The organism is Phenylobacterium sp., from assembly GCF_030697305.1.
GTDB lineage: Bacteria > Pseudomonadota > Alphaproteobacteria > Caulobacterales > Caulobacteraceae > Phenylobacterium.
In genome coordinates this window covers 1-8,294 of the sequence record NZ_JAUYQL010000116.1, presented here as the reverse complement: position 1 = coordinate 8,294, position 8,294 = coordinate 1, and the positions used below count along the sequence as shown (strand labels likewise).

General features: G+C 67.8%; 8 protein-coding genes and 1 pseudogene. 7 read left to right on the top strand and 2 right to left on the bottom strand.

Annotation, left to right across the window (positions count from 1 at the left end; genetic code table 11):
- Nucleotides 1–357: pseudogene (locus Q8R27_RS12505) on the top strand (NAD/FAD-binding protein); the annotation flags it as partial.
- Nucleotides 357–1,127 (top strand): DUF1365 domain-containing protein, encoded by a 771-nt coding sequence (locus tag Q8R27_RS12500; protein ID WP_305699334.1) that lies wholly within the window; start codon nucleotides 357–359, stop codon nucleotides 1,125–1,127. The pseudogene Q8R27_RS12505 and the gene Q8R27_RS12500, both read left to right, overlap by 1 nt.
- Before the next feature lie 100 nt (nucleotides 1,128–1,227).
- Here the strand turns inward: Q8R27_RS12500 and Q8R27_RS12495 are convergent, their stop codons facing one another.
- Nucleotides 1,228–2,079 carry a neutral zinc metallopeptidase gene (locus Q8R27_RS12495; protein WP_305699333.1) on the bottom strand — a complete coding sequence of 284 codons (852 nt, stop codon included), beginning with the start codon at nucleotides 2,077–2,079 and terminating at the stop codon, nucleotides 1,228–1,230.
- A 250-nt stretch (nucleotides 2,080–2,329) separates the two neighbouring features.
- Here Q8R27_RS12495 and Q8R27_RS12490 point away from each other — a divergent pair, with 250 nt between their 5' ends.
- The 5 genes from Q8R27_RS12490 (at nucleotide 2,330) to Q8R27_RS12470 (ending at nucleotide 6,822) form a co-directional block, all read left to right on the top strand.
- Nucleotides 2,330–3,436 carry a putative urea ABC transporter substrate-binding protein gene (locus Q8R27_RS12490; RefSeq protein ID WP_305699332.1) on the top strand — a complete coding sequence of 369 codons (1,107 nt, stop codon included), beginning with the start codon at nucleotides 2,330–2,332 and terminating at the stop codon, nucleotides 3,434–3,436.
- Between the two features lie 48 nt (nucleotides 3,437–3,484).
- Complete coding sequence (locus Q8R27_RS12485) at nucleotides 3,485–4,306, top strand: ABC transporter permease (RefSeq protein ID WP_305699331.1); 822 nt, start codon at nucleotides 3,485–3,487, stop codon at nucleotides 4,304–4,306.
- The gene (locus tag Q8R27_RS12480; RefSeq protein WP_305699330.1) at nucleotides 4,306–5,088 is read left to right on the top strand and encodes an ATP-binding cassette domain-containing protein; all 783 of its coding nucleotides are present in this window, start codon (nucleotides 4,306–4,308) and stop codon (nucleotides 5,086–5,088) included. The genes Q8R27_RS12485 and Q8R27_RS12480 overlap by 1 nt, the downstream gene beginning before the upstream one ends.
- Before the next feature lie 289 nt (nucleotides 5,089–5,377).
- Nucleotides 5,378–6,283 (top strand): DNA/RNA non-specific endonuclease, encoded by a 906-nt coding sequence (locus Q8R27_RS12475; RefSeq protein ID WP_305699329.1) that lies wholly within the window; start codon nucleotides 5,378–5,380, stop codon nucleotides 6,281–6,283.
- Between the two features lie 14 nt (nucleotides 6,284–6,297).
- Nucleotides 6,298–6,822, top strand: a complete 525-nt coding sequence (locus Q8R27_RS12470) for an SMI1/KNR4 family protein (RefSeq protein ID WP_305699328.1) — start codon at nucleotides 6,298–6,300, stop codon at nucleotides 6,820–6,822.
- 21 nt (nucleotides 6,823–6,843) lie between these two features.
- On the opposite strand, the gene atzF is transcribed toward Q8R27_RS12470, so the two are convergent.
- The coding region (atzF, locus tag Q8R27_RS12465) for an allophanate hydrolase (RefSeq protein WP_305699327.1) at nucleotides 6,844–8,294 on the bottom strand (1,451 nt) is incomplete at its 5' end.

Below are 8,294 nucleotides of genomic sequence, written 5' to 3'. Positions count from 1 at the left end.
GTCACCTATTGGATGAACCAACTCCAGGCGGTGCGCGGGGCCGGCGACCTGTTCGTCACCCTCAACCCCACCCGGCCGATTGCGCCGGAGAAGGTGCTGCGCGCCGAGGCCTACGACCATCCGCTGTTCGACGCCGGGGCGATCGCCGCACAGTCCAGCCTCTGGGACCTGCAGGGCGTGCGGCGCACCTGGTTCTGCGGATCCTACTTCGGCCACGGCTTCCACGAGGACGGCTTGCAGTCGGGCCTGGCGGTCGCCGAGCAACTGGGCGGCGTGCGCCGGCCATGGACGGTTGAGAACGAGTCCGGGCGGATCAGCCTGCCGGCGGCGGGCGTGGAGCCGGCCAGGGCCGCGTGATGCGCCTGCTCGGCCTCTATTGCGGATCGACCGCGCACGTGCGGATCCGGCCCAGGCCGCACCGGCTGCGCTATCGCATCTTCATGCTGCTGCTGGAGCTCGGCGCGGCTTCAACCGCAAAGCCACGGCTGTTCTCGGTCGGCCGCTTCAACCTGCTGGGCTTTGAGCCGCGCGATCACGGCGACGGCTCCGACACGCCGCTGAAGGCGCAGGTGGAGGCGAGGCTCGCGGCGGCGGGGATCGCCGGCGGCGGCGCGATCCGGCTGCTGTGCATGCCGCGCATCCTCGGGCGCGGGTTCAACCCGCTCAGCGTCTACTATTGCCACGCTCGTGACGGACGGCTGGCGGCGGTGCTTTACGAGGTCAACAACACCTTCGGCGAGCGGCGTTGCTATCTGATCCCGGCGGAGCCGGATGACGGCGGCCGCACGCGCCAGACCTGCGCCAAGGACTTCTATGTCTCGCCATTCATGGACATGGCGCTGGACTACGACTTTGACGTCGCCGCGCCGGACGCCGCCGCACGCATCGCCATCACCGCCCGCGACGCGCAAGGGCCGGTGCTGCAGGCCTGGTTCACAGGACGCCGCAGCGAGCCGACGGACGGCAACCTTTTGCGCGCCTGGATCACCCACCCCTGGATGACCCTCGGCGTGCTCGCCGCGATCTACGTCGAAGCGGTCAAGATCTTCCTCAAGGGCGAACCTGTGCGGCCTCACCGCGTCGGCGCGAGATCCTCAGGCGCCGAAGATCCAGTCGCCGCTCAGTGACGATAGCTGCACGCCAACCAGGATCATCCGATTGCCGCCGCCCATGTCGACGATCACGTCGCCGCCGGACTGACTGACGGTGTAGGCCGTGCCCGGATCTTTAAAGCTGCGCGGCTTTGAAGGTGTCGCAGGCTGCGGGATCGGCGGCGGAGACTCCGGCCTTGAACCAGCGCATGCGCTGGGCGCTGGTGCCGTGGGTGAAGCTGTCAGGCGCGACGCGACCCTGGGTCTGCTCCTGCAAGGTGTCGTCGCCGACGGCGGAGGCGGCGCGCAACCCGTCCTCTATATCGCGCGGGTCCAGCGACACCGCGCCGCCCGAAACCTGGCTGGCCCGCGCGGCCCAGACGCCGGCGAAGCAGTCGGCCTGCAGCTCCAGGCGCACCGAGCCGCTGTCGGCGCCGCGCGCGCCCATCCGCTCGGCGCGTTCGGTCTGGCCGGTCAGGTGCTGGACGTGGTGCCCGATCTCATGGGCGATGACATAGGCGCGGGCGGCCTCGCCCTGGGCGCCGAACTTGGTCTCCAGCTCGTTCCAGAACGACAGGTCCAGGTAGACCTTCTGATCACTCGGGCAATAGAACGGACCCATGGCCGCCTGGCCCGTCCCGCAGCCGGTGCCCGTCGCCTGATCGTAGAGCACCACGCCGGCCGGCGGCTGGTAGCGTTCGCCCTTGGATTGGAACACTTGGGTCCACACGTCGTCGACCGAGGTCGAGACCACGTCGACGAACTTGCCGCCTTCGTCCTTCGGCTGGCCGACTTCGCCTGCCTCCTGCTGCTGCCCTGGCGACACCGCGTTGACCGCATTCAGCGTCGTCGACGGATCGATGCCGAACACGAAATAGCCGATCAGCGCCAACACCACGCCGCCTGCGCCCAGACCGCCCACTGCGCCGCCGCTCATCCCGCGGCGATCCTCGATATTGCCTGAACGTCGTCCGCCGCCCCAGCGCATGGCTGTCTCCTTGCCGATGTCCCGCCGCAGCCTAACGCGGATCGCGCGGCTAAGCTCCCCTGAAGCGTGTGCGATCTACGCCGCCCGCGCTGACCATCGCGCGCGCAGCGCGTGCTCGGATTGCCCGTTTTCGCGGCGCCGGAAAGCCCTCGCGCCAAGCCCGCAGCGCCGCGATGGATTATTACGAATTCGCCGCTCAGTAATACCGGTGAAGGTCAGCCGCCCGGCCGACCGCACACAGGGGGTCCCCATGCAAGGTTGGCTTAACGGGGTGCGCATCGCCGTCGCGGCGGCGGCGTGCGGCATGATGCTTTCGGCCTGCGGGCCCAAGGCCGAGGAGAAGGCGGCGACGCCCGTCGCGGCGGCGGCCGGCAAGGAATACACCATCGGCTGGACGATCTACGCCGGCTGGATGCCGTGGCCATACGCCGAGCAGGCCGGCATCGTGAAGAAGTGGGCCGACAAGTACGGCGTGAAGATCAAGGTCGTGCAGATCAACGACTACGTGGAGTCCCTGAACCAATACACCGCCGGCAAGCTGGACGGCGTCACCACCACCAACATGGACGCCCTGACCATCCCCGCCGCAGCCGGCAAGGACACCACCGTCCTGATGATCGGCGACTATTCCAACGGCAACGACGGCCTGATCCTGAAGGGCGGCTCCACGCTCGCCGACATGAAGGGCCGTCCGGTGAACCTGGTCGAGAACTCGGTGTCCCACTACCTGCTGGCCCGCGCGCTGGAGACCGGCGGCATGGCCCTGACCGACGCCAAGGTGATCAACACGTCCGACGCCGACATCGTCGCGGCGTTCTCCGCCGCCGACACCAAGGCGGTGGTGACCTGGAACCCGCAACTGTCGGAGATCCTCAAGGCGCCGGGCGCCAAGCTGGTGTTCGATTCGTCGAAGATCCCTGGCGAGATCCTCGACACCCTGTCGGTGTCCACCGAGGCGTTGCAGGCCGACCCGAACCTGGGCAAGGCGCTGACCGGCATCTGGTACGAGACCCTGAGCCTGATGACCAAGGACGACGCGGCGGGCAAGGCGGCGCGCGAGGCGATGGCCAAGCTCTCCGGCACCGACCTCGCCGGCTACGACGCCCAGCTCAAGACCACCTTCCTGTATTCCGACCCCAAGGCTGCGGCCGCCTTCACCGCCAGCCCCAAGCTGGTGGAAGCCAACGACCGGGTGCGCAAGTTCGCCTTCCAGATCGGCCTGTTCGGTCCGGGCGCGAAGTCGGTGGACGACATCGGCATCTCCTTCCCGGGCGGCAAGACCCTGGGCAATCCGCAGAACGTGAAACTGCGCTTCGACTCGACCTATGTGGACATGGCGGCGAACGGCTCGCTGTAGGCTTCCCGCCTGTCGTGTTGAGTTTCGTCGAGTGATGGTGACCGCCCGATGCGTCGTCTGCTGAACGCGAGCCCGCAGGCGGGCGGTCGCCTGTTCCTGGGCCTGGCCCCGATCCTGGCCATGGTCTTTATCTACCTCCTGGCGTCGTCGGCCCGGCACGCGGAGAACCCGACCGACCGGCTGCTGCCGCCGGTCGGCCAGATCGCCGCCGCCGTGCAGACCATGGCTTTCGAGGCAGACCCGCGCACCGGCGAGATCCCGTTGGTCGCCGACACCGTCGCCAGCCTGAAGCGGCTCGCCGTGGCCATCGTCATCGCCACGGCGACGACCCTGCTGCTGGGCCTGATGCTGGGGCTGCTGCCCTATGTGCGGGCGGGGCTGGGCCCGTTCGTGGCGACGGTGTCGGTGATTCCGCCGATCGCCATGCTGCCGATCCTGTTCATCGTCTTCGGCCTGGGCGAGACGGCGAAGATCGTGCTGATCGTGGTCGGCATCACCCCGATCATGGTCCGTGACCTGGCGCTGCACGTGGGCGCCCTGCCGCAGGAGCAGCTGGTCAAGGCCCAGACGCTCGGGGCGTCCACCTGGCTGGTGACCCTGCGCGTCGCCCTGCCTCAGGCGCTGCCCCGGCTGATCGACACCCTGCGCCTGTCGCTGTGCCCGGCCTGGGTCTACCTGATCTCCGCGGAGGCCATCGCCTCGGACGTGGGCCTCGGCTACCGGATCTTCCTGGTGCGGCGCTACCTGGCGATGGATGTGATCATCCCCTACGTCGTGTGGATCTCGCTGCTGGCGGTGGCGATGGACCTGGCGCTGGTGGCGCTGAGCCGCGCGGCGTTCCCTTGGGCGCACGCCCCGAAGGCCGCCTGATGGCCGCGCCCACAGCGCTCTCTTTCCAGGACGTCTGGGTCGAGTACGGCGACAAGATCGTGCTGGAGAAGGTCACCCTCGACGTAGCCGAGGGATCGTTTGTCTCCATCGTCGGGCCGTCCGGCGCGGGCAAGAGCACCTTCCTGCGCCTGACGCTCGGCCAGGAGGCGCCCAGCCGCGGCCGCGTGCTGCTGGACGGCGAGCGCTTGCGCGCCGAGCCCGGGCCCGACCGCGGCGTGGTGTTCCAGCGCTACTCGGTGTTCCCGCACATGAGCGCGCTGGACAATGTGGTGTTCGGCCTGGAGTGCGCCCGCGCGCCGATCCTGGGGCGGCTGTTCGGGGCCGCGCGCCGCGCCGCCCGCGACGAGGCCGCCGCCATGCTGGCCCAGGTCGGCCTGACCGACGCGCTCGACGTCTACCCGCGAGAACTCTCCGGCGGCATGCAGCAGCGGCTCGCCATCGCCCAGGCGCTGATCAAGCGGCCGCGCATCCTGTTGCTCGACGAGCCGTTCGGCGCGCTCGACCCCGGCGTGCGGCTCGACATGCACGCGCTGATCACCGAGCTTTGGCGCGACCACGGCCTGACCATCCTGATGGTCACCCACGACATCAAGGAGGCGTTCAAGCTCGGCACCCGGGTGCTGGCCTTCGACAAGCGCCGCCGAGACCCCCAGGCCCCGCACCGCTACGGCTCGACCGCGGTCTACGACTTCCCCCTCGACGATAAGGCCCCCGGCGCCGTGCCCGCCGAACTGGCCCCGCTGGCGGTGGTGGAGGAGTAGCCGCCCCAGCGGCCGTCATCCTCGGGCTTGTCCCGAGGATCCATGCACATGATCGGTATAGGCGGGATCTCCGCGTCTCCGCGTGCAACCGGCGCCGCGGAGATCATGGAGCCTCGGGACAAGCCCGAGGATGACGTGTGGGTTGGTGCGCCCCGCATGGATGACTTCTTTGCGTCAAAATGTTCCTAATTTGTTCTTGCCACATTGTGAAGCTTGTGAGAGCTTTGAGAGCGGGGCATTGCAGTTGATCTGCGGCGGACAGGCGTCGCCATAACCAAAGGATGTCTGGATGGCGGGAAATTCGCGGAGTCCAAATTCTCAAACCAATCAATCCGCGGGAGGCCCCCAGCCGCCGCTGACATTACTATTTGCAGAGCTGTTCCCGCAGTTCGGCGGACGCCTGAATTCGCTCGATCTGACGCGTCGCCCGGAGCCCACCATTTCAATCGGCGGCCGAACCTATCGAGAGATCGACAACGGGATCGCGAATGTCCTTGTCCCGATCGGTGATCCGACGGTCTCACCAGCCGAACTGGCTGAGCGTCGCCGCACGGCGGAGCGAGTTGCTTACATGGTGGACAACCCGCTGGCGGGCGTCGGCTACGGGCTTGCGTCCATGGCGAACGCATCAACTCGCGTTCGCGACCAGGCGATGTTGGCCGGGGGCGCCCTCAATGCGGCGATGTTTGGGGCGGCGCCGCGCGCTGCGCCGCCGGTTGGCGTGCCGCCGCGCAAGACGCAGCTTCCTGTAAAGCCCTATCAGCGACCTTCGACGCGGATGAGTGAATTGAATGGGCTCGGACAATCGACACTTGTAGGCGCGACGGTCACTCAGGCGACCCTAGGCCAGGGTACAAAGGCGAAGTATAGCCTGAAGCCGCCAGGATGGCTCGGCGACGGCAATGAATTTAACCAGGCTAGAGGGCATCTCTCAGCAAAAGAACACGGTGGAACGGGTCGGGATATGCGTAATCTTATGACGCTAACGCACCATGGGGCGAATACGCCGCAGATGAGAGCATTCGAGCGCAGAGTTTCGCAGCGCGTGCGCGCGGGCGAAGTAATGGAAACTCTCACCTTCCCTTTCTACACGCCCGGAATACTGGCGCCGTCAGCCGTCCTGCTGACGGCATTCGGGTCTCGCGGCTCGCCCATCGCTCGTCTGATTCAGAATCCAGCGGGTAGGCGCAAGTGACGATAGAGGCGCTCATGGCGGTGGTGCCGCCGCCGTCGGAGCCGACCGACGCTTTCGATGGGCCATGGGACGAGATCGAAGCCGACGCCCGCACTCCGCTGCCGCAAGATTACAAAGATTTCGTCAGACTTTATGGTAGTGGCGTATTCATGGAGTTTCTTACAGTAAATATTCCAAGAGTTGAAAGTCCATATATTAGATTTGAAGCTGAAATTCGTACTGTCCGCAAAATATTCTACGACGATGACGACTTTATATATGCGTTATGGCCTGATTCTGGCGGTCTAATAGCGTTTGGCGCAACGGATTTCGGCGATTTTCTCTTTTGGCAACCGATTGGGCCTCCTGAGGACTGGAGAGTCGTCGTTTGGGGGCGTGGTTTCCAGCAGTTCGAGTTCTTCGACTGCGACCTGACAGGCTTCCTTGCGGGCCTCGCGACGGGTGAGATCGAGCCCGACGACTTCGGCGACATGCTTCCCTGCCACGAGATGTTCAAGCGGCACTCAGACTTTCCTGAGCGCGAGGACCCCGGCTTCTGAGAATGCAACCGAACGGGGCCCTTACCTCTTCGCGCGCTCCGCCACATAGGCGCGCCAGCCGCCGAAGGCGGTGACGTCGGCGGCGCCGTCCAGGGCGCGGGGTTCTGCGACGAAGCCTTTGACGCTCGCGCCGTCCTCCAGGGTCACTGTGCCGATGGCCAGCGGCGCGGGCACCTCGACGACGAACCCGCCGAACGCCTCCAGGCCGATCTCGTAGACCTCGACGGCGATGGACGCGCCACCGTCGCCGACGTGGATCAGCGCGGGCTTCGGCGGAACCGAGCCGGCCATGGCGTAGAGCCTGTAGGCGGGTGCGGTGCGGGTGCTGGCGACCAGGCGGGCGTTGCGCGAGGTGAGCTGCCAGTGCAGCGGCATGCCGGCCAAGTGCGCGCCGACCACGGCCAGTCTGACGCCGGCCGGCGGTTCGCTTAGGTCCAGCGGCGGGGCGGCGGCCACGGGCGCCGCGGCTTCGTAGCGAGCGGCCAGCGCCAGCAGGGCCGCGTCGCTCCACGCCGGCCCGACCAGGGTGACGCCGAAGCCGGTGTGGTTGGCGCGGAAACCGGCGGGGATCGCCACGGCGGCCATGTCGAGCAGGTTCACGAAGTTGGTGTAGAGCCCGAGGTGGGAGTTCAGCGCCACCGGCTCGGCCAGCACCTCGGCGATCCGGTAGATGGTCGGGGCGGTGGGGGTCACCAGCACGTCGATGTTGTGCCAGAGGGATTCAGCGGCGCGGGCGTGGGCCTGCAGCGCATAGAGGCCGCGGAACGCGTCGACGCCGGACACCGCCACGCCCTGCTGGACGATGGCGCGCACGGTCGGATGCACCGCGCCAGGGTTCGATGCGAGCAGCGGCTGCAGCGCTGCGGTGCGCTCGGCGACCCAGGGCCCGGCGTAGAGCAGTTGAGCAGCGGCCAGCAACGGGGCGATGTCGACCTCGACCCGCTCGCCGCCTATGGCGGTCAGGCGCGCGACAGCGGCGTGGAACAGAGCCTCGGACTCCGCATCGCCCAGGAACTGGAGCTGCTTGGGCAGGGGGACGCCAAAGCGGAACGCGCCGGCCACCGGCGCGGCCGCAGCCGGCGCACGCCGCGAATACGGATCGTCGGCGTCGAAGCCCGCGGCCACGGAATCGATCAGCGCCGCATCCGCCGCCTCGCCGGCGAACACGCTGACGCAGTCCAGCGAACGGCAGGCCGGCACCACGCCCGACGTGCTCCACCGCCCCTTGGTCGGCTTGAAGCCCACCAGGTTGTTGAACGCCGCCGGAACCCGCCCCGAGCCCGCCGTGTCGGTGCCGAGCGCGAAGGCGACCAGGCCGGCCGCCGTCGCCACTGCGGAGCCGGAGCTCGACCCGCCGCTGACGTAGTCGCGAGTGTAGACGCAGGCCGGCGCCCCGTGCGGGCTGCGCACGCCGACGAGCCCCGTGGCGAACTGGTCGAGGTTGGTCTTGCCGACCAGGATCGCGCCGGCCG